Source organism: Pseudomonas sp. WJP1, assembly GCF_028471945.1.
GTDB lineage: Bacteria > Pseudomonadota > Gammaproteobacteria > Pseudomonadales > Pseudomonadaceae > Aquipseudomonas.
This window is the reverse complement of the sequence record NZ_CP110128.1, coordinates 2,046,018-2,068,069: the sequence shown is the minus strand read 5'-3', so window position 1 is coordinate 2,068,069 and position 22,052 is coordinate 2,046,018. Positions and strand designations below refer to the sequence as shown.

Here is a 22,052-nt window from a genome sequence, read left to right as displayed (position 1 = left end):
CACAACAGGCCACCTAACCCGCCGAGGTCGCCCGCGCAGCCTGCCCCGGCTCACGGGATGTCACCAGGCCGATGAAGGAAATCGCCAGCGCCAGGCCGATGGTCGTGCTCACTTCGGTACGGTGTTCAGGCGTGATCATCATCACCGCCAGCGCCCCGCAGATGAACAGGATCACCAGCCAGGTGAGCCACGGGAACAACCACATGCGAAAGGTCAGCTCGACCTTCTGCCGGCGCAGCATGCCCCGCATGCGCAACTGCGACACGGCAATCGCCAGGTACACCAACAACGCGATGGCGCCGGAACTGGCAAGCAGGAACTCGAACAGGCCGGCGGGCATGAAGTAGCTCCATACGGTGATCGCGGCGCCCAGCACGGTGCTGGCGATGACGGCTGCCCGCGGCACGCCTTCGGAGGAGGTCGCCTTGAGCGCCTTCGGCGCATCGCCACGACGGCCCAGCGAGTACAGCATGCGCGAGGCAATGTAGATCGAGGAGTTCATGCAACTGGCCACGGCGATCAGCACCACCACGTCCACCATGAACTTGGCGTGGGGAATGTTCATGATTTCCAGGGCGCGCTGGTAGGAACCCACGGAAGCCAGCAGCGGATCATTCCAGGGCACCACGGAGATGACCACGAAAATCGACAACACGTAGAACACCCCGATGCGCCAGATCACCGAACGCGTTGCCTTGGCGATGTTCTGTGCCGGGTTGTTGGATTCTGCGGCGGCAATGGTCACAGCTTCAGTGCCGATAAAGCTGAACATGATGGTGATGAAGGCGCCGACTACCGCCGATAGGCCGTTGGGGGCGAAGCCACCGTGTTGCGCCATCAGTTGGCTGAGGCCGCTGGCTTCGCGCTCGGGAATCCAGCCCATCAACACCGCGAAACCCAGGGCGATAAAACCGATGATCGCCACCACCTTGGCCATGGCGAACCAGAATTCGAACTCCCCGTACTTGGACACGCTGAACAGGTTGGTCACCACCAGGGCAATGATCGAACCCAGGGCGAACAGCCAGGCATCGACCTGGGGAAACCACTGGTGCAGCACATGGCCGGCAGCCAGCGCTTCGATCGGAATCACCAGGACCCAGAACCACCAATAAAGCCAACCGATGGTAAAGCCGGCCCAGCGCCCGATGGCCTGGTCGGCATAGGTCGAGAACGATCCGGTATCGGGGTTGGCCACCGCCATTTCCCCGAGCATGCGCATGACCAGCACGACCAGCAGGCCGGAGAACAGATAGGCCAGCATGACGGCCGGGCCAGCGGCCGCGATGGCATGCCCCGACCCGACGAACAATCCGGCGCCGATGATGCCGGCGATGGAAAGCATGGTGACGTGACGAGGCTTGAAGCCCTGCGCCAGTTGGCCGTTCGAATCCTTGAAACTAGGGCTTGTCATTGTTGGCACCGCGACAAAAAGATGCGCCACCTTACCCGGCTTCTCCGCCAAATCAATTACCTGATCGCGCCGCCTCCGTACCTGATCTCGACACTGGCGAGGTGTTCGTTCGCAGCCAGAACTCATCGGTCACCCACCGGTAGTGGGTTAACACCTGGCGCGAATTATTCACAATCCGTGTGCAACGTCATCACTTTAGCGCTCTTGATGCAGAATTTGCGATGAATATGCTGTTCATACGTTGAACCCGTGATCTCGCACAAGACAGAGAAAGAGCCCACCCCATGAACAGCCCCAGAACGCTCTACCAGAAGCACATCGACAGTCACACCGTTTGTTCTCTCGACGACCAGGGCCATGTGCTTTTGTACATTGACCGCCAGGTCGCCAATGAATACACCAGCCCGCAAGCATTCAGCGGCATGCGTGAAGCCGGCCGCAAGGCCTGGCGCCCGAGTGCGACGCTGGCGGTCGTCGACCACGTCAACCCGACAGCGCCTGTGCGCATTGCCACGATGCCGGATGCCGGCGGCGCACGGCAGGTGTCGTACTTCGAAGAAAACTGCCGCGACTTCGGGATCGAACTGTTTGACGTCCTCGACAAACGCCAGGGCATCGAGCACGTCGTGGCTCCCGAGCAAGGATTTATCCTGCCGGGAATGGTCGTCGCCGCCGGCGATAGCCACACCACCACCTATGGCGCATTAGGTGCGTTCGGCTTCGGCATTGGCACTTCTGAAATAGAACACCTGCTGGCGTCGCAGACGCTGGTCTACAAGCGCCTGAAGACCATGCGGGTCACGGTCAACGGCACACTGGGGACAGGCGTGACGTCCAAGGACATCATCATGGCGCTGATCGAAAAAATCGGCGCATCGGGCGCCACCGGCTACGCGATCGAGTTTGCAGGGCCGGCGATCAACGACCTCAGCGTCGAAGCCAGGATGACCATCTGCAACATGGCCGTGGAGGCTGGCGCCAGGGGCGCATTCATGGCGCCGGACGATAAGGTCTTTGCCTATCTGCAACTCAAGCCCCGCGCCCCCCGAGGTGAAATGTGGCAGCAGGCAGTCGCCAAATGGAGAGGCCTGCGGAGTGACGAAGGCGCTGTGTTCGATTGCGAAGTCACGCTCGACGTCGACGCGTTGGAGCCCATGGTCACCTGGGGGACCAGCCCCGACCAGGCCGCGCCGGTGGGCGGGTATGTGCCGGATCCCGCCACGCAACCAGACCTCATCCTGCGCCAGGGCATGCAACGCGCGTTGGACTACATGGGCCTGGAACCCGGAATGCCCCTGAGCGACGTGGTGATCAGCCATGCATTCATCGGCTCCTGCACCAATGCCCGCATTGAAGACTTGCGTGATGTCGCCCGTGTCGTGCGCGGCAAGCATGTTGCTCCCCATGTCCGGGCAATGATCGTTCCCGGCTCAACCCTGGTGCGTAACCAGGCTGAAGAAGAAGGGCTGGCGCGAATTTTCCTGGACGCCGGTTTTGAGTGGCGCCAATCCGGTTGCTCAATGTGCCTGGCCATGAATGACGACGTGCTCGCAGCCGGTGACCGCTGCGCATCCAGCACCAATCGTAACTTCGAAGGACGTCAGGGCGCGGGTGCACGTACCCACTTGATGAGCCCCGCCATGGTTGCCGCTGCCGCGATAACCGGGCATTTGACCGACGTTCGTTCTTTCGCCCTGGAGGCTTGAAGCATGCAACCTTTCGACCTGGTGAGTGGCAGCGCCGCCCCGTTCCTGGCGTCCAACATCGACACCGACGTGATCATGCCCAAGCAGTTTCTCAAAGGCATCGATCGCAAGGGCCTGGACAGGGGACTGTTTTTCGACCTGCGGTTTCTTGAGTCCGGGGAGCCAAACCCGGCATTCATCCTCAACCAGCCAGCGTGGCGCGATGCGGCGTTCCTGGTGGTAGGGCCCAACTTCGGTTGCGGTTCAAGCCGCGAGCACGCCGTTTGGGGCTTGAAGCAGGTGGGTATCCGCGCCCTTATCGGCACAAGTTTCGCGGGCATTTTCTACGACAACTGCCAGCGCAATGGGGTCCTGGCGATTCAAGTGTCCGAGGCGCAGCTGCAACAGATTGCGGGTGTTATCAGCAATGCGGAAACTGCGAAGATCAGCGTGAATCTGCCGGCGCAACAAATCGATCTGGCTGACGGCGCGGTAATCGCTTTCGAGATCGATCAGTTGCGCAAGCAATCGTTACTGCTGGGTCTGGATGCCATCGGCACCACGCTTCAACGTGAAGAGCAAATTCGCAGCTTTGAAGCCCGGCACCTGGCGGAGAATCCCTGGTTGTAATGGCAAGGTGTGCGTTGGTGGTGTCCGATCACCAACGCATTACTCCACCGACAGACCGCGGAAATACGCTTCGAGAAACTCGACACACACCCGCAATTTCGCCGACTCACTGAGCCTGGTGGGGTACACGGCCCACACGTTCGCACTTTGGGTGTACTCGTGCAGTACCTGCACCAGCCGCCCTTGCTCCAGCATGGGCTTGACGTCCCACATCGATCGCAACAGGATCCCGCCGCCGCTCAACGCCCATTCCAGTACGATCTCGCCACTGTTGGAGGACAACGGGCCGCTGACACGCACCGACTCCTGCTGTCCATCCTTGGTCAGGTTCCAGACGCCGAACGCGTTATCGCGCTCCTTGAGCACCAGGCAATCATGGCTTTGCAAATCTTCCAGCGTGCGAGGCGTGCCCCTGCGTTCCAGGTACTGCGGTGTCGCGCACAGCACCCGTCGATTGCTCACCAGCTTGCGCCCCAGGTGCTGACCCGGCAGGTCATCTCCCACACGAATCTCCAGGTCGAACCCCTCGCCGACGATATCGACGACGCGGTCAAACACGTCCAGGCGGACGTCGAGTTTCGGGTAGGTCTGCGACAGTTTGCACAGGGCCGGTGCTACGTGGTTGCGTCCAAAACCGAAGCTGCTGCAGATGTGCAGCGAACCCGTTGGCTGGTGCCGCGCTTCGGAAATTTCGCCAACAAAATCGTCGAGGTCACCCAGCAGTTTCTCCGCCCATATCCGCGCTCGTTCGCCGTCGTCGGTCAACGCGATGCGCCTTGTGGTGCGGTGCAGCAGCTTCGTGGAAAGCGTCGACTCCAGTACGCCAATACGTTTGCTGATGTAGGCCGGTGAATATCCCAGCTCTTCGGCGGCACTCGCGAAGCCATTTTTTCGAATGACGGTCAGGAAGACTTTCAGGTCTTCCGGCAAGGGAAATTGATCACGATTCGTGTTCATACGCCGCATGGTTCCGCTATTTATCTCTCAATTTGCGAAGGATAGCATCGATTTACCGAGTGGTGACCAGACCCTGGTCAACCGTGAGTTCTTGAATCCTCGATAAAAACAACATGAGGAAATAGCGACATGAACAAGCCTTATGAGCAATCCCTGAAAGTTGATGAAGTGCGTGAGGGTGCGTTTCGTCAACGCCTGCGCAGCCTGTGCGCCTATGAAATCGGGGTGATCCCCCTACCGGTGTTTCTCGGCATCGCCGTGATCGTTTACCTGTCGGCGCACTTGGGCTTTTTGCCGAAAAACATGATCGGAGGACTCGCCGTCATCATGACGATGGGCATGTTCTTCGGCCAGCTGGGTTCGCGCCTGCCCGTTTTGAAAGAGATCGGCGGCGGCGCCATCCTGTGCTTGATGCTGCCATCGATCCTGGTGTTCTACGGCTTCTTCGGGCCGGCCACGATTGACGCCACGAAAATGCTGATGAAGGAAGCCAACTTCCTGTACTTCGTGATTGCCAGCCTGGTCGTCGGCAGCATCCTGGGCATGAGTCGCTTTATCCTGGTTCAAGGCATGGTGAGGATGTTCATACCCCTGCTCGTCGGAACCCTGGCGGCCGTGGGCAGTGGACTGATCGTAGGCAAACTCGTCGGCTACAGCTTCCACCACACCTTTTTCTTCATCATTGTGCCGATCATTGGCGGGGGTATCGGTGAAGGGATCCTGCCGCTGTCGCTGGCCTATTCGGCGATCCTCGGTGGCACCCCGGATATCTATGTGGCCCAACTTGCACCCGCCGCTGTGGTGGGCAACATCGCGGCGATTATCTGTGCGGGATATCTGGCGCGCCTGGCACTCAAACGCCCGCATCTCAATGGCGAGGGTTCACTGATTCGTGCCAAGGACGAAAATGACAAGTTCCAGGTCAAGGAAGAGAGCGGCAAGGTCATTGACTTCAGAGTGATGGGCGCAGGCGTGCTGGTCATCTGTGCCTTCTTCGTCCTGGGCGGCCTGCTTGAGAAAGTCGTGGGGATTCCCGGCCCCGTGATGATGATTCTGGCCGCAGTACTCTTCAAGTACGTACGCGTCCTGCCGGAAAAACTGGAAATAGGCGCAAACACTTTCTACAAACTGGTTTCCGCCGCCTTCATCTGGCCGGTCATGATCGGCCTGGGCATGCTGTATGTCCCGCTCGACAGCGTCGTGAAAGTCTTTTCCATCGGCTATGTACTGGTCTGCGTATCCGTCGTTGTCGCCATGACCGTCGCCGGTTTCTTCATCGGCAACTGGATGAAGATGTACCCCATTGAATCGGCCATCGTGACCTGCTGCCACAGCGGACTTGGCGGCACCGGGGATGTCGCGATCCTGTCAGCGTCCAATCGAATGTCGTTGATGCCCTTTGCACAGATCTCCACACGCATAGGCGGCGCTTCGACGGTGATCCTGGCGACTATTCTTTTGCGGATGTTTGTTTAATCGCCAGTTCATAGGCCCCCCTTCAATTAACATAGCGGTGTTCACTTTTCGGTGAACACCTTTTTTTGCCTATGACTCATCATGATCGAAGGGAGCGAAACCTGTGACGGACACCCTCAACCCACGCAGATTGAAGATTCTGGCTGTCTGCGCAGCGATGCTGACTGCAGGCCCGACGCTCGCGCAGGACAGCCTCGAATCGATCGTCAGCGACGCCGTGCGCCCAGTCATGCAATCGCAAGGCATCGCCGGCATGGCCGTGGCTGTCACCCTCAACGGCAAACAGCAGTACTTCAACTATGGCGTGGCCTCAAAAGAGACCGGCAGCCCGGTGACGCAAGACACCCTGTTCGAGATTGGCTCGGTCAGCAAAACCTACACCGCCACCCTCCTCGCCTACGCCCAGGCCACCGGCAAGCTGGCATTGACCGACAACGCCAGCACAGTGCTGCCGACCTTGCGCGGCAGCGCGTTCGACCACATCAGCGTGTTGCAGCTGGCCACCTACAGCGCCGGCGGCTTGCCCCTGCAATTCCCTGCCGAGGCGGATTCGGCCGAGAAAATGCTCGGCTACTTCCAACAGTGGAAACCCGTATACGCCATTGGCAGCCACCGCCTGTATTCGAATCCCAGCATCGGCTTATCCGGCTACCTCGCCGCCCACAGCATGGGCCAGCCCTTCGATGACGCCATGGCCAACACCCTGCTGCCCAAACTCGGCCTGAAACACACCTGGCTCAAGGTGCCGCAGGAGCAGATGACGCGGTATGCCCAGGGCTACGACAAGGCGGGCAAACCTGTGCGGGTTGGGCCGGGGGCGCTGGATGCCGAAGCCTACGGGGTGAAAACCAGCGCTGCGGATTTGATCGGTTTTGTTCAGGCCAACTTGCAACCGGCCAGCCTGGAGACGCCCCTGCGACAGGCGATCGCCTTGACCCATACTGGTTACTACAGCGTGGGCGACATGACTCAGGGGCTTGGTTGGGAGATGTATCGTTACCCGGTTAGCCTTGATCGCCTGCTGGCGGGGAACTCGACGCCGATGGCCATGCAGGCGCACCCAGTCCAGTGGCTGAATCCGCCACAACCACAGCCTGAGAATGTGCTGGTCAACAAGACCGGTTCAACCGGGGGGTTCGGGGCTTATGTTGCGTATGTGCCATCGAAGGATATGGGTGTTGTGATTCTAGCCAATAAGAACTACCCGAATGGGGAGCGGGTCAAAATTGCCCACAAGATTCTGAGCGCTTTGGCCCTGTAGGAGCGAGCATGCTCGCGATGGTCGTCAACGATGACGCGGGAAACCAGACACCCCACTGCGATCTCAGGTTTTTCGCGAGCATGCTCGCTCCTACAGAGGATTAGCGTTATTGCGGTGGGTCGATGTTGTCCAGCGCCCGATTCACCAGCAACTCCCCCACCACTGCCAATTGTTGAATCGACAGCGCCACATTGCGCTTGGAGCTTTCCAGCTCACAGGCCAGATCGGTGACAAGGACGTTCAGGGAGGCGAGGGTTTCGCAGGCGTGGCATAGCAGGGTTGCGGTGTCGACGCCGGGGACGATGGTGAATATATGGCTGACCGGATCGGATTGCCTGGGGTTACGCAGACGAGCGCTGACGACGGGTTCGGTGATGTCGGAGAGTGGGACGGGCTCGAGGGGGGCGGCTGAGGATTCGGGAGGGCCAGGAGTTACTTTTTTCATGGTGAAGCTCCAGTAGCATGTTATGGGGAGCTATCCACCTTCATTTCCACATTAGGGTGGCAGCTATGCGCGGTGTGGAAGACCGGGGCTACTGGAACCCGGCGCACTCGCGAGTGCTCCGCGCACAGCCGCCATAACACGACAATGTTGACATAAAAAACGCCAACAGGTGTTCACGAGCGATTGCGCGCCAGTAGCAAAAGATCAGACTTCCACGTCCGACCGCTGATTTTGCAGCGGCCGAAAAAGGGTATCGACGCCCACCCAAGTGCACCAGTTCACGCATATCGCCACGGTTTGCAGGAAATCTCCGAAGCAGTTGAAGGCTCTTGCCTACGCTCATCTTTACCGCACGCTGTTACAAATTCCTTTTTACTAATGGCCGTTGTTATATAGCTGCAACCATTGTATTTAATGGACCTCCCAAGCCTGCGAACGGCGTCGGATCAATCCGTAGCCGGGAATGACATAATGTGCGTTCAAGTATTCAAACCGACTGACCGCCAAAGGGCGTTGTAATGGAAATCACCAGACTCAAACTCACGGATGTCGGTCGGTTCACCGATCTGGAAGTCCCGTTAGCGCCCACACCAAACCACCCCTCAAACGTAACGGTTCTGGTAGGAAACAACGGTGCCGGAAAAACCACCCTTCTGAAATCACTGGCAATCTCTCTGAGCTGGCTCGTCGCAAGAATTCGTACTGAAAAGGGCAGTGGCAATCACCTTACTGAAGACGACGTTCGAAACGGCGCTGCCGCTGCATTGATTTTGATTGGTGTAGTAGACGAATCGCTAGCACGCTCGAACCAGCCCGATACTGAGTCTGAAAGTGTTTTATTTACGTGGGGTATTGCCCGAGGCAGGCAAGGACGGAAAGCTCATATCCATAGCTCGCTGGGAGGTGTCAGTCGCCTTGCGGATCACTACCGCAACCAGCTAACAGCAGATGATAAAGCCTCGCTCCCACTGATCGCCTACTACCCAGTAGAGCGCTCAGTTCTGGAAATCCCGCTAAAAATCCGCACCAAACACTCCTTCGATCAACTCGACGGCTACGACAACGCGCTAAACCGGGGTGTAGATTTCCGACGTTTCTTCGAATGGTTCCGCGAACGCGAAGACAGCGAAAACGAAACCGGCGTATCCGACTCAGCATTGGCTGAGATTTCCGATAAGTTCGGCAAGAACAGCGACATCTGGAAAACCCTTTCCCAGCTAAAGGCTTCATCCCGAGATCGCCAGTTGACCGCTGTACGTTCCGCTATCGCCACCTTCATGCCCGGTTTCAGCAACCTTAGAGTGCAACGCAAACCACGCCTGCATATGGCGATCGACAAGGACGGCGTAACCCTGAACGTCTCCCAGCTCTCGCAGGGTGAAAAATCCATGATGGCTTTGGTCGGCGACATCGCTCGCCGGTTGGCGATGATGAACCAGTCTCTGGACAACCCGCTGGAAGGTGACGGCATCGTCCTGATCGACGAAGTCGATTTGCACCTGCACCCAAAATGGCAGCGCAGCTTGATTCGGCAATTGAGCGAGACTTTTCCCAATTGCCAATTTGTCCTGACCACCCACTCGCCACTGGTCATCAGCGACGCGAAGGATGTGTTGTGTTACGTGCTCGACGACGGGGAGCTACGGGAACACAACGGCTTGTACGGACTGGATGCCAACCAGGTGCTTCTGGAGGTCATGGACACCGATGTACGCAACAGCGAAGTGCAAAAGCGCCTGAATCAGCTGCTCAAGCATCTGCAGGATGGTGATCTGGAAAACGCCAAAGGTCTATTCGCCGCACTTGCCAATGAGCTGCCAGAGGGGCATCTGGAGCTGGCGAAGGCGGCACTGTTGATCCGTAAGTTGGAGCTACGTCGTGCGTAAGATCGATAAGGGAATGGAACCGGCTTCGCTGACTAGCTTTAAGCGCTCAAACAGGACGTTGGGTTATCGGGATCTACCACCGCAAGAGCGCCAGTCGATTCGATCATCCTGTATCTCGGAGCAGTACGGTTTATGCGCGTATTGCTGTCAGTCAATCACGGTTGATAACGCCCATAACGAGCATCTTGAAGCCCAGGACAGTGCACCGAATCGAACGCTGGAGTTTTCCAACATCGTCGCCAGCTGCCAGCACGCTCAACAATGCGGGCATGGTCGAAAAACACGGCAATTGCCACTCACACCGCTGATGGCCGAATGTGAAACCGAGTTGAAGTTCTACCTGTCGGGTCTTGTCGAGGGAAAAACCGAACGGGCCAGAATTTCCATCGAGACATTGAATCTTGGCCACACCGAGTCAAGCAACAGAACGCTTGTCAGTAGGCGCAAAGCAATGGTCGATGCACTCATTTATAGCCAGAGCGTGCCTCCCGACGATTTACAGTTTGAAGACGAAGAGCTTTTGAATCTGCTGCTGGAAGACCTGAAAGTGCCGAATGCAGCGCAATGTCTTCAGCCTTTTTCACCCGTCCTCGTCAACGTAATCCATCACTTTCTGACACAAGCTTAAAATCGCTTTTGTTTCGTTACCCCAGCACATCGATACAGCGGACACTATCGCCCTCCCCCCAAACCGCTTAGGATCGCGCCTCATTTTTTTCCACCCCCGCCACGCATCAGCCCCCCGCGGCTCCATGTCGCCTGGGGACTATGCTGAAACAGGACATGAGGGCTGATCCATGAAAGTGCTGTTGGTCGATGACCACGCTGTCGTGCGCATGGCGATCGCGATGATTCTGGGCCGCGAAGGTCACGACATCGTCGGCGAGTGCGACAACGGCGTGGACGCGTTGAGCCTGGCGTTCGAGCTCAAGCCCGATGCGATCGTGCTCGACCTGGATATTCCGCAGCTCGACGGCATGGCGGTGCTCGACCGCTTGCGAATTGGTGGCAGCAGCGCCCATGTGCTGGTGCATACCGGGTTGAAAAGCCAGGCGTACGCCGCCCAATGCATGCGGGCCGGGGCGGCCGGTTTCCTGTCGAAAATCGACGATCCGGTGGAAATCGTCACGGCGCTCAAGGCCGTGGCCAGCGGCAAGTCCTGGTATCCGGTGGGCACCCTCAACTCGGTGCGCCACAGCGATTTCGCCCGTGACGACGCGCAATTGCTCAGCGGCATTACCCGGCGCGAGCTCAAGGTGCTGCACGGGCTGGCCCTGGGCCTGAGCAACAAGCAGATCGCCGACGACATGCTGCTGAGCAACAAGACCGTCAGCACCTACAAGACGCGGCTGATGCTGAAGCTCAACGTCAATACCTTGCTCGAGCTGATCGAGTTCGCCAAGCGCAATGACCTGGTCTGAACCATGAACCTCATGGGTCGGTTGCTGCTCGGGCTGTTCGCCTTTTCACTGGGGGTGGCGGCATCGGCCGAACCGCTGACGCTGCTCAGCCGCGCCAGCGAAAACACCGTGCACCTGTCGCTCGGCACGGCGCAGCGTCAGTGGCTCGACGAGATGGCCGTGCTGCGGGCCGGCGTTTACCTGCCTGACCGACCGCCACTGGACATCACCGCCAATCAAAAGGATTACGAAGGGCTTTCCGCGGATTATCTCGATGTGCTGACGCGGGCCTTGGGCGTGCGCGTCAAGGTCGAACGCTACGCCAGCCAGTCCGAAGCCCTGGCCGCCCTGCAACGGGGCGAGGTCGACCTGGTGCCGCGGATCAATCACCTGGAAAGCCAATACACCGATCTGCGCCTGAGTGCGGCCTATGCCTACGACCAGGCGGTCTTGATCAGCCGCTTCGGTACCCATTGGGCCAACAACGAATTGCCGGCGGGCACCACGGTGTTGTTCGATCCGGGCTGGATGCAGCAGGAACGGGTGAACGCGTTGTTCCGTGAGCACAAGGTGCAGGCCGTCGATTCCACGCAAGACGGTTTGGGCCTGGTGGCCTACGGCGAAGGCAAGGTGCTGCTGACCGATGCGATTTCCAACCAGTACCTGCTCGAGCGCAGCTATCAGCAGAGCCTCAGGCAACGCGTCCAGCGCGACTCCGAAGGGCTGGGCTTCAGTTTTGCCGTGCAGCGCCAGAACAGCCAGCTGCTGACCCTGCTCAACAGCGTGCTGGCCGGTATTTCGATTCAGGAACGGGTCGCGATCGCCCACCGCTGGGGCATCGGCGCCAACCCGAAACTGGCTTACAACCGCCTGCAACTGAGCGCTGCCGAGCAGCAATGGATCAAGGACCATCCTCGCATCGACGTGCTGGCCAACGACCTGTACTCACCCTTCAGCTTTTTTGATGGCCAGGACCAGTTTCGCGGCATGGCCGCCGACGTGCTGGAGCTGATCAACGACCGCACCGGGTTGGTGTTCAATCCGAGCAAGATGTCCTCGGTGGAGGCCATGACCCGGCGCACCGAGCGCGACCCGCCCAGCCTGATCGCTGCCCTGACCTACAGTGAGCGCCGCGAGGACCGCCTGGCATTCGCCCGGCCCTTCGCGATCAACGCGTTTGTGCTGGTCACCCGGGTGCAAGCGGAACGCAATGGCCTGGCCGGCATCCATTCCGTGGCGATCATCGACAATTCGCAGGCCGCCAACTGGCTGCAGCGCGAATGGCCGGCCATCAAGGTGATACAGGTCGATACCCCCATCGAAACCTACGAATTGCTGGCCGAAGGTCAGGTCGACGGCGTCATTCAGCCGCAAATGACGGCGTCCTACCTGATTGACCGGTTCTTTCGCGGCCGCCTGCAAATCGATTCGGTGCTCGGTTCGCAACCGGCCCTGATCGGCTTCGCCAGCGGCAAACAGAATGCCGAACTGATTTCGATCCTCGACAAGTCCTTGCTCGACATCTCACCCGACGATCTCAGCGCCCTGGCCAACCGCTGGCAGAACCCGCAGGAAAGCCACGGCGCCTGGAGCGCCTACAAGAACTGGTTCCTGCGCGCCGTGGCGGGGATGATCCTGCTGGTGCTGGTGGGGCTGGCGTGGAACCTCGCGCTGCGTCGGCAAATCGCCGAGCGCCTCAAGGCGCAGAAAGCCTTGAACGACCAACTGGTGTTCATGAAGGTGCTGGTCGATGGCACACCGCATCCGATCTACGTCCGCAACCGCGAAGGCCTGCTGCAGACGTGCAATCGCGCCTACCTGCAAGTGATGGAAGTCGAACTCGAGCAAGTGCTGAACAAGGGATTGATCGAAGCGAACATCCTGCCGCTGGCCGATGCCCACCGCTACAAGCGCATTCACCGCGCCACCCTCGAAAGCGCCGAGCCGTCGTTCGACAACTTCACCATGACGGTCAAGGGCAAGACCTACCACGTCTACCACTGGGCGCTGCCGTACCGCGATTCCGATGGCACCATGACCGGGGTCATTGGCGGCTGGATCGACCTGACCGAACAGCATCACCTGCAACACGCGCTGATCCAGGCGAAAAACCAGGCGCAGGCAGCCAATCGCGGCAAAAGCCATTTCCTGGCGGTGATGAGCCATGAGATTCGCACGCCGATGAGCGCCCTGGTCGGTGTCCTTGAACTGCTGCGCGGCCAGCCATCCGGACAGGGCAAGGACGCTGAGCTGATTGATATCGCGCAGAAGTCCGCCAGCGGCATGATGGAGCTGATCGGCGAGATCCTCGACCTGTCGAAGATCGAATCCGGGCACCTTGAATTACGCAGCGCCCGCGCCCATCCGCAACGCCTGGCGCGCACGGTGCTGCAAAGTTTTGCCAGCCTCGCGCAACAGAAAAACCTCGAACTCGAATTTATCAGCCATGGCCCGGACAGCGCTGTGCAGCTCGACTCCCTGCGCTTTCGGCAGATCCTGTCCAACCTGGTCAGCAACGCCATCAAGTTCACCGCCCAAGGCACGGTCACCGTAGAGCTGACCTTGGCCCCTGACATGCCCATGGCGCACTTGCAACTGGTGGTGCGCGACACCGGCATCGGCATGGACGAACAGCAGCGTCAAAGGCTGTTCCAGCCCTACACGCAGTTTTCCGGTCAGGACAGCGAACTGCAGAGCGGCACCGGTCTGGGGTTGGCCATCTGTCAGCAACTGACCCGGTTGATGGGCGGGCAACTGGACTGTGCCAGCACACCGGGACAGGGCTCGTGCTTCACCCTGAGGCTGGACGTTGCGCCCGTCACCGAAGCCGAAGCCGCGTTGCCGCTGGACAGCGCACCCCTGCCGCCGCTGCCGACGCGCAATGTGCTAATCGTCGAAGATCACGAGTTCAATCGCATGGTCCTGCAACGCCAGCTCGAATCCTTAGGGATGCGCGTCACCTGTGCCGAGAACGGCCTGGAGGGCCTGCGCCTGTGGGGCGAGGATGCCTTCGACTACCTGATCACCGATTGCAACATGCCGTTGCTCAATGGCGACAAGTTGACCCGTCAGCTACGTGCCATCGAGGCCGCCGAAGGGCGCACACCGACCCACGTGCTGGGGCTGACCGCCAACGCCCAGCCCGGGGAAGTCCAGCGCTGCCTCGAAGCCGGCATGAACGACTGCCTGTTCAAGCCGCTCACCCGCGGCGTACTGGAGCGCTACCTGCACGAGGCCGAACACACCCGCCAGGCCACCGCGCCGTGTTTCGACCTGTCCAAGGTCAACGACATCACTGCCGGTGACGCGGCGCTGACCCGGCAACTGTTGGCCACGGTATTGCGCACCAATCAGGAGGACTTCGACGCCCTGCAGGCACTGTTCTGCGCTGGGGATTTCAGCAGCATGGCCCGGTGTTGCCACAAGATCCTCGGCAGTGCCCGAATCATTCACGCCGCGCCTTTGATCAGTGCCTGCGAGCAACTGGAGTCAAGCTGCGGGACCACCGTCACGCAACAGGAACTGCATCGCCTGTTCGACGCCTTTGCCGGCCAGATGAGGCGTCTACAGAAGCACCTGCAAGGCGTGCTTGATCGACAAGCACTGTAGGACCTTTCCTACAAAAACTTCGGAATCACCCCCGATACCCCGTCCTCGCGCCTGCGCAGAATTCGCCGCCTCATCTCTCTGTTGGCGGCGGATCATTATGTTTGCGTTGAGTCTTTCTCGGGTTTCGGTGTCGGGCGCCTTGCTGTTGTTGGGGGCCGCTCCCGGTCTGGCACTTGCGGACAGTTGTGATGCCCTCACCTGCCTGCACTCACCACAGGCCAATGTACTGATCGACGATGGAACCTGGTTCAAAGTCGGCACAGGCGGTGAACTACGTGACAGCAGCGTGAGCAATGGTCGGATCAACCTTCTGGATACCGCGTCGGCCCTGGGCACTCTCGTCGTCGACGCAGGTTGGCTATCGATGCAGGACAACAGCACGGCGGTCGACAGCACGGTGGCGCGCGGTGGGAACATGCTGGTCGTCGGTTCGGCCACTGCGATGGGCACGCGCGTCGACCACGGCACCATTGAGGTGATGCAAAACGCAGTGGCCAGCGGCACGCAGCTCAACGCGAGTACGATGTATGTCGACGGCAGCGCCACGGCCAAAAACACCCGCGTCGGCGACAGCCTGATGACCGTCTACGGGAACGGTCATGCCCAGCAGACCAGCATCGACAACGGCGGGCTGATGTCCGTCGCTGAGTCGGCGTCGGCCCTCGACACCCTGGTCAATCAGGGCGGCGTGATGGAAAGCGTGGCGGGTACCCACGTGCACTTCACCACCGTGAAGCGGGGTGGGCTGATGGTCCTCGGTGACCGCGCCGACGCCAGTGACACCCGGCTCGATGCAGGGGCTGTGCTGCAACTCAAGGGTGATGCCATCCTGGGTGGCGCGAACCATGTCGACGGTCAGGTCAAGTTCGCCGACCCCGCGGTCAACGGCTTCCATACCCTGTTGATCAAGGGGCCGCTGAGCGGCAACGGCCAGTTCCTGATGAACACCGACCTGGCGGCACTGCGCGGCGACCGCCTCCAGTTGCTGGGCACGGTCAGCGGCAGTCACACGCTGGTCGTCGCCGACTCGGGCAACGCCCCCACCGGCGCATTGCAAAAACTGCTGCTGGTGGACGGCGACGGCAGCGGGGACTTCAAGCTGCACGGCCAGACAGTGGATGCGGGCGCTTACCGCTATCAGTTACAGCAACAGGGCGATGACTGGTATCTGGCCAATCTGGCGGCGGTCGATCCGGTCGTCCCGCCTGTGGAGCCGCCGACGGATACTGTTGATCCAGTTGATCCTGTTGATCCGGTCACCCCGGTCACGCCCGTAGATCCCGTTTCCCCCGTTACACCCATTGAACCGGTTTCTCCCGTAGCCCCTGTCGAGCCCGTCAGCCCTGCCCAGCCCCCTCGCCTGCCACAAGCCGAAACCCTGAGCAAAGGCGCCAACGCTGCCGTGGCCAGCCACGCCGCCAGTGCCGCCTTGATCAGCGCCCAGATGAACGCCACCACCGGGCATTTCGGCGAGCTGCGCTCAGGCAAGGACAAGGGTGGCATCTGGACCCGCGGCTATGGTGCCGAACAACATCTGGACAGCGGCACCAGTCGCGCCTTCCAGCAACAGGTCGACGGCATGGAAATCGGTGCCGACAAGGCCCTGCCCTTTGCCGATGGCAGCCTCTACGTGGGTGGCTTGATCGGCCAGGGCCAGGGTCGCCAGGATTTCGGCGAGGCCAGCAAGGGCAAGATCGACAGCCTGACGGTCGGCGGTTATGCCAGCTACCTGGATCGAAGCGGGCTGTACGTCGACGGCGCGCTGCAATACAGCCGACTGGACAACGAGGTCAAGATCACCAGCAACCTTGGCGACAAGATCAAGGCCGACTACCAGACCCACGCCGTGAGTGCGGACGTGCAAGTGGGCAAGCATATCGGGCTGGGCCGGGACTGGTTTGTCGAGCCGCAGGTGGGGCTGCAAATGGCGCGGGTCAGTGGCGGCCACTACACCGCGAGCAACGGCCTGGAGGTTGAGCAGGATGCGATGCTCTCGGTGCAGAGCCGGGTCGGCGGCATCGTTGGCCGTGACCTGAAACTGGACAGCGGCATGTCCGTCAAACCCTATGCCAAGGCCGCCTGGATCACCGAACATGCCGGCGACAGCCATGTGTACGTCAGCGGGGTGAAACTGGACAGCAGTCTGCCGGGCTCACGGGGTGAGCTCGGTGGCGGGGTGATGGTTGCAACGGTTCAGGGACACAATCTGTTCGTCGAGGGTGGCTACACCCAGGGCAACGACATCGAGCAGCCCTGGGCGGTGACGGCGGGTTATCGCTACCAGTGGTAAAGCTGTGCCGGCTCAATCATCCGGCATTTCCGGTGGCTTGGCCGGTTTTGCCGGTTTTGCCGGTTTGCCGTTTTTTGCAGCCTTGGACCCTTGGGGCGGTGGGGTTTCGGCAACCGGCGGTGGCGTGGGGGCTACGGCTTCCTTCTCGGTCGCCGGCAAGGCATCGACGGTGGCGAAGATTTTCTTCAGGTCGACCGACCTTGAATCTTCCCCTGAGCTTTCGAGTTTCTTCTCGCCGTCCTTGCCCACCAGGATCACCTTGGGCAACGCGCCGGCGCCCAGTTTCAGGGCACGGATCAACGCCATGGTGTCCTGTTGGCCGAGGTCCTTGCCATCCAGTTGGCCGGACATGTTCAGCACGCTGTAGACCCGGATGTTGCGCTCGGCGACACCCTGCTTGTTGGCGGGATCTTCCAGGGACTTTTTCAGGTTGACCCAGACGGGGTCGACGGTGCTCGGGGCAATCACGATCAGCGGCCGGGCCCTGCCCTTGTCGATATCCAGAGGTGAATCGCCATCGGAGGCGAACAAGGGGCCGGCAATCGCCAGCAAGGTAGCCAGGGTCAGTGACCTGATGAGCATGCGCATCTCCTTTTGATATCCACGCTCTAATGATTGCGCATCGCGGCGTTCGTTCCGGTGACGCTTGGCAAATGTGTTTCGCCATGCTCCAAGCTTAGGTCAGGGCGGTCATTGCGCAACAGGCTGGACTAATCTGAAAACATATCCTGACCCGTTGTGAGGGCCCGTCATGAGCGCCCGGTTGAACCACACCATTGTCTGGTGCCGCGACAAGCACAGGTCGGCACATTTCCTGGTTGAACTCCTCGGCCTGCCGCCCCCGGAGCCCTTCGGGCCGATGCTGATCGTCAGGCTCGACAACCAGGTGTCGCTGGACTTCTACGACAACGATCCGCCAATCGCCTCGCAGCATTACGCGTTCCTGCTCGGCGACGACGATTTCGACCGGGCCTTCATTCGCCTGCAGGTAAACGGGCAGCCGTGGTGGGCCGATCCGGGCAAGCAGCGGCCCAGGGAAATCAATGAGCATGGTGGAGGACGGCGGGTGTATTTCGATGACCCGGACGGGCATCTGCTGGAGATCTTCACCCGCGAATGACGCCCCTTTTGCCGTTACTGCCGCTCCTTCAGCAATTCGGCAATCAACTGCGTGGGCTGCATCTTGGCTGACTGGGCGACCTGGTTGAGGCTGTCGCTGGGCGATGCCACCGAATACCCGCGTTGGCGCAGTCGCTCAACCAGTTCATCAGGGGTGTTCTTGAACAGCGCTGCGCTGTCGGTCAAAGGCGCCTTGGTCACCAGTTGCACCGCGGCAAAGGCCGGATTACCGCCCTGCTTGCCACCCATGCCTGAAACGACAAAAGGCACTGCAACCAGGATCGACAACAGCAGCGGTATATAAAGTGACTTGCGCTTGATATACCCCATTAACGGCCCCCAGTTTTTCCACAAGTGCAGCGCAAATGGAACCAGAAGCACAATACTCAGCCATTCATGCATGCCATGAAACAACGCCGGCGCCCAATGGAAGAACAGTGCCACGCCAGAAATCACAGAGACGACAAACAAGCCTGTGGTCAGCGGGGTTGCGAAGCGATTGATCAGGTTTTTCAAGTGGCAACTTTCCATGGATCAGTGGTCTTGGTGACGGCGGACAAGCGCGGGCACTGGACTGACGAAGAGGTATTTTCATGCAAGGGTTCAAGCGCATGATGGTACCGCTGATCCGTGTAAGGAGTTTGTAAGCCAGAGTAAAGTTTGAAGTTACATTGAGCCCGACAAGTGCCCACACCCCTGTTTCTTAATGAACCCTTAGTTGACGAACAGTGGAAAAATCCCGCTCAGCAGCGACACCGCCAGCAAGATGAAACAGTTGATCACCGACCACTTCATGGTAAAGCGCTGGTTCTCGGCGTAATCGAGCTTGAGCATGCTGACCACCAGGTAAGTCGACGCGACCAGGGGACTCAGGATATGCACCGGCTGCCCCACCAATGACGCGCGGGCCATTTCCATCGCGCTGATACCGTGATGCTGGGCCGTCTCGGCAAGGATCGGCAAGATACCGAAATAGAACACGTCGTTGGACACCAGCCAAGTCACCGGAATACTCAGCAGTGCGGTGATCACTGCCAGGTAAGGGCCAAAGCTGTCGGGAATCACCTGCAGCAATCCGCTTGCAACGGCATTGGCCATACCGGTACCGGAGAGCACGCCGGTAAAGACGCCGGCCGCGAAGATCAGGCTGGAGACCGCGAGGATCGGCGGTGCATGCAGCGCCAATTGTTCCTGCTGGGCCTTGAGGTCGGGAAAGTTGACGACCACCGCCAGGCAGGCCGCGACCATGAACAGGTAGCTCAGGGGGAACAGCTGCAGGCACAGGCCCAGGATCAACAGCGCGGTCAACGCCCAGTTGAAATAGAAACGCCACCCCTCACCACGATGTTCCTTGTGCACGGCGAAGTCGCCGTTCAAGTCGATGGTGCCACCCAGTCGCGCACGTTCACGGCGCCCAAACAGGTAGGCCAGGACGAAGGTCGAGCCGACACAGGCGAGCATGGCGGGCAGCATGGGCACGAACATGTCGGCGACGTCGACATTCATCGAGGTCGCGGCTCGGGCTGTGGGCCCGCCCCATGGCACCATGTTGCCCAGCCCGGCCACTTGTAGCAAAAGGCAGCAGACCATCGGCAACGACAGGCCGAGGCGTTTGTAGATCGGCAAAAATGCCGAGAGAACGATCATGTAGATGGTCGCGCCATCGCCATCCAGCGCGACGATGAATGCGAGCAGAACGGTACCGATGAAGATCTTCACCGGGTCACCCCGCACAGCCTTGACGATCCGGGTCACCAGCGGGTCGAACATGCCGGCTTCCGTCATGGTCAGGAAATACAACATGGCGAAAATCATCAGCACCCCGTTGGGCGCCACCATTTTCAAGCCATCGATGACGTATTTTCCCAGGTCGGCATGGAAGCCGCCGATCAAGGCGAAGGCCGTGGGAATGAGGATCAACGCCGTCAGTGCGGACAGGCGTTTGCTCATCAGGAAATAGATGAAGCTGGCCAACATCAAGAAGCTGAGAAGCATGAGCATGGCGTTACCCTGTTTTTATAGTTGTACAGGCTGGCGGCGTCCGGCCGATGTCGGCTGGACGCGTTGCATCGTTCAGTCAGACCGGCAATCCCTTGGCCCGTAAAAGGGCATTGAAGCGTTCGGGGTCAGCGGTGCCCTTCTCGTTGGTTTCGCGAATCCCCGCTTCACGCTGCAGATGAGCCAGCGTCCTGGGCAACAGCGCCGCCGCGTCTGCAGCGGCAATGGCGATCACGCCGTCCGCATCGCCAAGCACCAGGTCGCCGGGTAATACGCACAAGCCCGCGCAGGCAATCGGCACGTTGATTTCCCCGGGGCCATCCTTGCTCGGACCGCGATGGGTGTGGCCGGCGGCGAATACCGGAACGATGCCCTCGGCGAGTTCTTCGAGGTCACGCACAGCGCCGTCGATAACGATGCCGCCCAGTTTCACCCGCAGCGCCGTGGTCCTTACCAGGCCACCGATTACCGCCTGGCTGACATCACCGCCGCCATCGATCACCAACACATCGCCGGGCTCGACCATCATCAGCGCCTTGTGCACCATCAGGTTGTCTCCCGGCCGAATGCGGATCGTGAAGGCCGGTCCGCAGAGTTTCAGCGACAGCTCGCCGTGATAAGCCTTCAAGCCCCGGGCGCCCACACTACGGCCCATGCAGTCGCCCGCGACCGCGACCGGGATGGCCCGGAACGCCTCGACCAGATCGGCCGGGAGACTGTCTACACGAGGGTTGATGCGATAGCCCGCAGGCCATTGTTCATTGGAATAACCAGTCATGGATAAACTCCTGATCAGTTGCAGAGCACAGTCGGATTGACGCAGGCAGACGCCGATACCGATGCGCCGTTGAGATAGCCGAGCACATTGCGTGCAGCACCTGCCGCCATGGCGGCCAGCGCAGCCGGGGTCGAGCCGCCGACGTGGGGCGTCAGCACGACGTTGTCCAGGCTGAGCAGCGGGCTGTCGGCGGGCAGCGGCTCGATGGCCATGGTGTCGAGCCCGGCGGCGTAAAGACGGCGCTCACGCAGCGCGTCGATCAGCGCCGACTCGTCGATCACTTCGCCGCGCGCGGTATTGATCAGTAGTGCGTCCCGGGGCAGCAACGCCAGCTGCTCGGCACCGATGAACCCACGGGTTTTTTCCGTGAGCGGTACATGCAGGCTCAACACCTGGCTGCGGGGCAGCAGTTGCTGCAGCGATTCGACGCGTTCGGCACCTTGCAGATCGCTGTCTGCGGGTAGCAGCGGATCAAAGACCAGCACACTCATGCCAATCGCCTGGCAGGCCAGCGATACGCGCCGCGCCACCTGGCCAAAGCCGACCAGCCCTAATGTCCGGCCGCTCAACTCCAGGCCATCTTGTGCACGGGACCAACGCCCGTCGCGCAGCTCCTGGTCCATCCAGCTCACCCGGCGCGCAGCGGCGAACATCAGCGCCAGGGTCAGTTCGGTGACCGATTGCGCATTGGCGCCGGGCGTCACGTACACCGGAATGCCGCGTGCGGTGGCTGCACCTACGTCGATGTTGCTGACACCCACGCCATGCTTGGAAATGACCTTGAGTGTCGGGCAAGCGGCGATCGCCGTGGCGGTCAGGTCCAGGGTGCGTGAAATCACTGCATCGACCGGCTCACGGGCGAGGATCTGTTCGATCTCCGTGGCGCCTTGACCTTGCGCGACAAACAGTACTCGGCAATGTTGCGCGTGCAGCAGATCAAGGCCGGCGGCCGAAAGTTTCGGCGCCGTGACCAGAATGGTATGGGGCATGAGTCAAGCCTTCAGCGAGGGAGGTGGGCAAATAGGTGGGGCGTGCGGATTCAGCGGAACCTGAAGCGCAAGGCACTGCAGAAATGAGGCGGACAACGTCATGGAGTGATCTCCG

18 protein-coding genes are annotated in these 22,052 nt (G+C 60.2%); 10 read left to right on the top strand and 8 right to left on the bottom strand.

The features are described from left to right. Positions 1-13 precede the first annotated feature (13 nt). Positions 14-1,414, bottom strand: a complete 1,401-nt coding sequence (gene gabP, locus OH720_RS09390; protein ID WP_272605356.1) for a GABA permease — start codon at positions 1,412-1,414, stop codon at positions 14-16. Between the two features lie 284 nt (positions 1,415-1,698). Between gabP and leuC the strand changes: the two genes are divergently transcribed. Continuing rightward, complete coding sequence (leuC, locus tag OH720_RS09385; RefSeq protein WP_180204928.1) at positions 1,699-3,120, top strand: 3-isopropylmalate dehydratase large subunit; 1,422 nt, start codon at positions 1,699-1,701, stop codon at positions 3,118-3,120. 3 nt (positions 3,121-3,123) lie between these two features. Next, complete coding sequence (gene leuD / locus OH720_RS09380) at positions 3,124-3,729, top strand: 3-isopropylmalate dehydratase small subunit (RefSeq protein ID WP_272605355.1); 606 nt, start codon at positions 3,124-3,126, stop codon at positions 3,727-3,729. Between the two features lie 39 nt (positions 3,730-3,768). Here the strand turns inward: leuD and OH720_RS09375 are convergent, their stop codons facing one another. Further along, positions 3,769-4,686: a LysR substrate-binding domain-containing protein gene (locus tag OH720_RS09375; protein WP_272605354.1), complete on the bottom strand. Its 918-nt coding sequence runs from the start codon at positions 4,684-4,686 to the stop codon at positions 3,769-3,771. A gap of 129 nt (positions 4,687-4,815) precedes the next feature. Here OH720_RS09375 and OH720_RS09370 point away from each other — a divergent pair, with 129 nt between their 5' ends. Next, complete coding sequence (locus OH720_RS09370) at positions 4,816-6,162, top strand: 2-hydroxycarboxylate transporter family protein (protein ID WP_272605353.1); 1,347 nt, start codon at positions 4,816-4,818, stop codon at positions 6,160-6,162. Between the two features lie 157 nt (positions 6,163-6,319). Next, positions 6,320-7,423 (top strand): class C beta-lactamase, encoded by a 1,104-nt coding sequence (gene ampC / locus OH720_RS09365; protein WP_442967308.1) that lies wholly within the window; start codon positions 6,320-6,322, stop codon positions 7,421-7,423. A gap of 106 nt (positions 7,424-7,529) precedes the next feature. Here the strand turns inward: ampC and OH720_RS09360 are convergent, their stop codons facing one another. Further along, positions 7,530-7,868, bottom strand: a complete 339-nt coding sequence (locus OH720_RS09360) for a DUF6124 family protein (protein ID WP_272605351.1) — start codon at positions 7,866-7,868, stop codon at positions 7,530-7,532. A 518-nt stretch (positions 7,869-8,386) separates the two neighbouring features. Here OH720_RS09360 and OH720_RS09355 point away from each other — a divergent pair. The 5 genes from OH720_RS09355 (at position 8,387) to OH720_RS09335 (ending at position 17,053) form a co-directional block, all read left to right on the top strand. Continuing rightward, positions 8,387-9,754: an AAA family ATPase gene (locus OH720_RS09355; RefSeq protein ID WP_272605350.1), complete on the top strand. Its 1,368-nt coding sequence runs from the start codon at positions 8,387-8,389 to the stop codon at positions 9,752-9,754. Next, on the top strand, positions 9,747-10,382 hold the full coding sequence (locus OH720_RS09350) for a retron system putative HNH endonuclease (protein ID WP_272605349.1): 636 nt from the start codon (positions 9,747-9,749) through the stop codon (positions 10,380-10,382). Before OH720_RS09355 ends, OH720_RS09350 begins: the two co-directional genes overlap by 8 nt. A 169-nt stretch (positions 10,383-10,551) precedes the next feature. After that, the gene (locus OH720_RS09345) at positions 10,552-11,175 is read left to right on the top strand and encodes a response regulator transcription factor (protein WP_180204937.1); all 624 of its coding nucleotides are present in this window, start codon (positions 10,552-10,554) and stop codon (positions 11,173-11,175) included. Positions 11,176-11,178: 3 nt separating this feature from the next. Next, a complete protein-coding gene (locus OH720_RS09340) occupies positions 11,179-14,763 on the top strand; it encodes an ATP-binding protein (protein WP_272605348.1) in 3,585 nt (1,194 codons plus the stop codon). A 97-nt stretch (positions 14,764-14,860) separates the two neighbouring features. Then, complete coding sequence (locus OH720_RS09335; protein ID WP_272605347.1) at positions 14,861-17,053, top strand: autotransporter outer membrane beta-barrel domain-containing protein; 2,193 nt, start codon at positions 14,861-14,863, stop codon at positions 17,051-17,053. Between the two features lie 12 nt (positions 17,054-17,065). On the opposite strand, the gene OH720_RS09330 is transcribed toward OH720_RS09335, so the two are convergent. After that, entirely contained in the window at positions 17,066-17,635 is a 570-nt protein-coding gene (locus OH720_RS09330) for a DUF4174 domain-containing protein (RefSeq protein WP_272605346.1), read from the bottom strand. Between the two features lie 169 nt (positions 17,636-17,804). On the opposite strand from OH720_RS09330, the gene OH720_RS09325 reads away from it, so the two are divergent. Further along, positions 17,805-18,173: a VOC family protein gene (locus tag OH720_RS09325; protein ID WP_272605345.1), complete on the top strand. Its 369-nt coding sequence runs from the start codon at positions 17,805-17,807 to the stop codon at positions 18,171-18,173. A gap of 14 nt (positions 18,174-18,187) precedes the next feature. On the opposite strand, the gene OH720_RS09320 is transcribed toward OH720_RS09325, so the two are convergent. The 4 genes from OH720_RS09320 to OH720_RS09305 all read right to left on the bottom strand — a co-directional run bounded on the left by OH720_RS09320 (position 18,188) and on the right by OH720_RS09305 (position 21,937). Beyond that, the gene (locus OH720_RS09320; RefSeq protein ID WP_272605344.1) at positions 18,188-18,703 is read right to left on the bottom strand and encodes a DUF4405 domain-containing protein; all 516 of its coding nucleotides are present in this window, start codon (positions 18,701-18,703) and stop codon (positions 18,188-18,190) included. Positions 18,704-18,886: 183 nt separating this feature from the next. Further along, complete coding sequence (locus OH720_RS09315; protein ID WP_272605343.1) at positions 18,887-20,173, bottom strand: CitMHS family transporter; 1,287 nt, start codon at positions 20,171-20,173, stop codon at positions 18,887-18,889. Positions 20,174-20,249: 76 nt separating this feature from the next. Further along, complete coding sequence (locus tag OH720_RS09310) at positions 20,250-20,948, bottom strand: RraA family protein (protein WP_272605342.1); 699 nt, start codon at positions 20,946-20,948, stop codon at positions 20,250-20,252. Positions 20,949-20,962: 14 nt separating this feature from the next. Then, positions 20,963-21,937, bottom strand: a complete 975-nt coding sequence (locus OH720_RS09305) for a hydroxyacid dehydrogenase (RefSeq protein WP_272605341.1) — start codon at positions 21,935-21,937, stop codon at positions 20,963-20,965. Positions 21,938-22,052 lie beyond the last annotated feature (115 nt).

What these genes read in the sequence shown, in the direction of transcription:
- OH720_RS09325 (WP_272605345.1), top strand. Translation starts at nt 17,805, where the DNA reads ATGAGCGCCCGGTTGAACCACACCATTGTCTGGTGCCGCGACAAGCAC.
- OH720_RS09360 (WP_272605351.1), bottom strand. Translation starts at nt 7,868, where the DNA reads ATGAAAAAAGTAACTCCTGGCCCTCCCGAATCCTCAGCCGCCCCCCTC.
- OH720_RS09315 (WP_272605343.1), bottom strand. Translation starts at nt 20,173, where the DNA reads ATGCTCATGCTTCTCAGCTTCTTGATGTTGGCCAGCTTCATCTATTTC.
- ampC (WP_442967308.1), top strand. Translation starts at nt 6,320, where the DNA reads ATGCTGACTGCAGGCCCGACGCTCGCGCAGGACAGCCTCGAATCGATC.
- OH720_RS09305 (WP_272605341.1), bottom strand. Translation starts at nt 21,937, where the DNA reads ATGCCCCATACCATTCTGGTCACGGCGCCGAAACTTTCGGCCGCCGGC.
- leuC (WP_180204928.1), top strand. Translation starts at nt 1,699, where the DNA reads ATGAACAGCCCCAGAACGCTCTACCAGAAGCACATCGACAGTCACACC.
- OH720_RS09320 (WP_272605344.1), bottom strand. Translation starts at nt 18,703, where the DNA reads ATGGAAAGTTGCCACTTGAAAAACCTGATCAATCGCTTCGCAACCCCG.
- OH720_RS09375 (WP_272605354.1), bottom strand. Translation starts at nt 4,686, where the DNA reads ATGAACACGAATCGTGATCAATTTCCCTTGCCGGAAGACCTGAAAGTC.
- OH720_RS09340 (WP_272605348.1), top strand. Translation starts at nt 11,179, where the DNA reads ATGAACCTCATGGGTCGGTTGCTGCTCGGGCTGTTCGCCTTTTCACTG.
- OH720_RS09370 (WP_272605353.1), top strand. Translation starts at nt 4,816, where the DNA reads ATGAACAAGCCTTATGAGCAATCCCTGAAAGTTGATGAAGTGCGTGAG.
- OH720_RS09335 (WP_272605347.1), top strand. Translation starts at nt 14,861, where the DNA reads ATGTTTGCGTTGAGTCTTTCTCGGGTTTCGGTGTCGGGCGCCTTGCTG.
- leuD (WP_272605355.1), top strand. Translation starts at nt 3,124, where the DNA reads ATGCAACCTTTCGACCTGGTGAGTGGCAGCGCCGCCCCGTTCCTGGCG.
- OH720_RS09310 (WP_272605342.1), bottom strand. Translation starts at nt 20,948, where the DNA reads ATGACTGGTTATTCCAATGAACAATGGCCTGCGGGCTATCGCATCAAC.
- OH720_RS09355 (WP_272605350.1), top strand. Translation starts at nt 8,387, where the DNA reads ATGGAAATCACCAGACTCAAACTCACGGATGTCGGTCGGTTCACCGAT.
- OH720_RS09330 (WP_272605346.1), bottom strand. Translation starts at nt 17,635, where the DNA reads ATGCTCATCAGGTCACTGACCCTGGCTACCTTGCTGGCGATTGCCGGC.
- OH720_RS09345 (WP_180204937.1), top strand. Translation starts at nt 10,552, where the DNA reads ATGAAAGTGCTGTTGGTCGATGACCACGCTGTCGTGCGCATGGCGATC.
- gabP (WP_272605356.1), bottom strand. Translation starts at nt 1,414, where the DNA reads ATGACAAGCCCTAGTTTCAAGGATTCGAACGGCCAACTGGCGCAGGGC.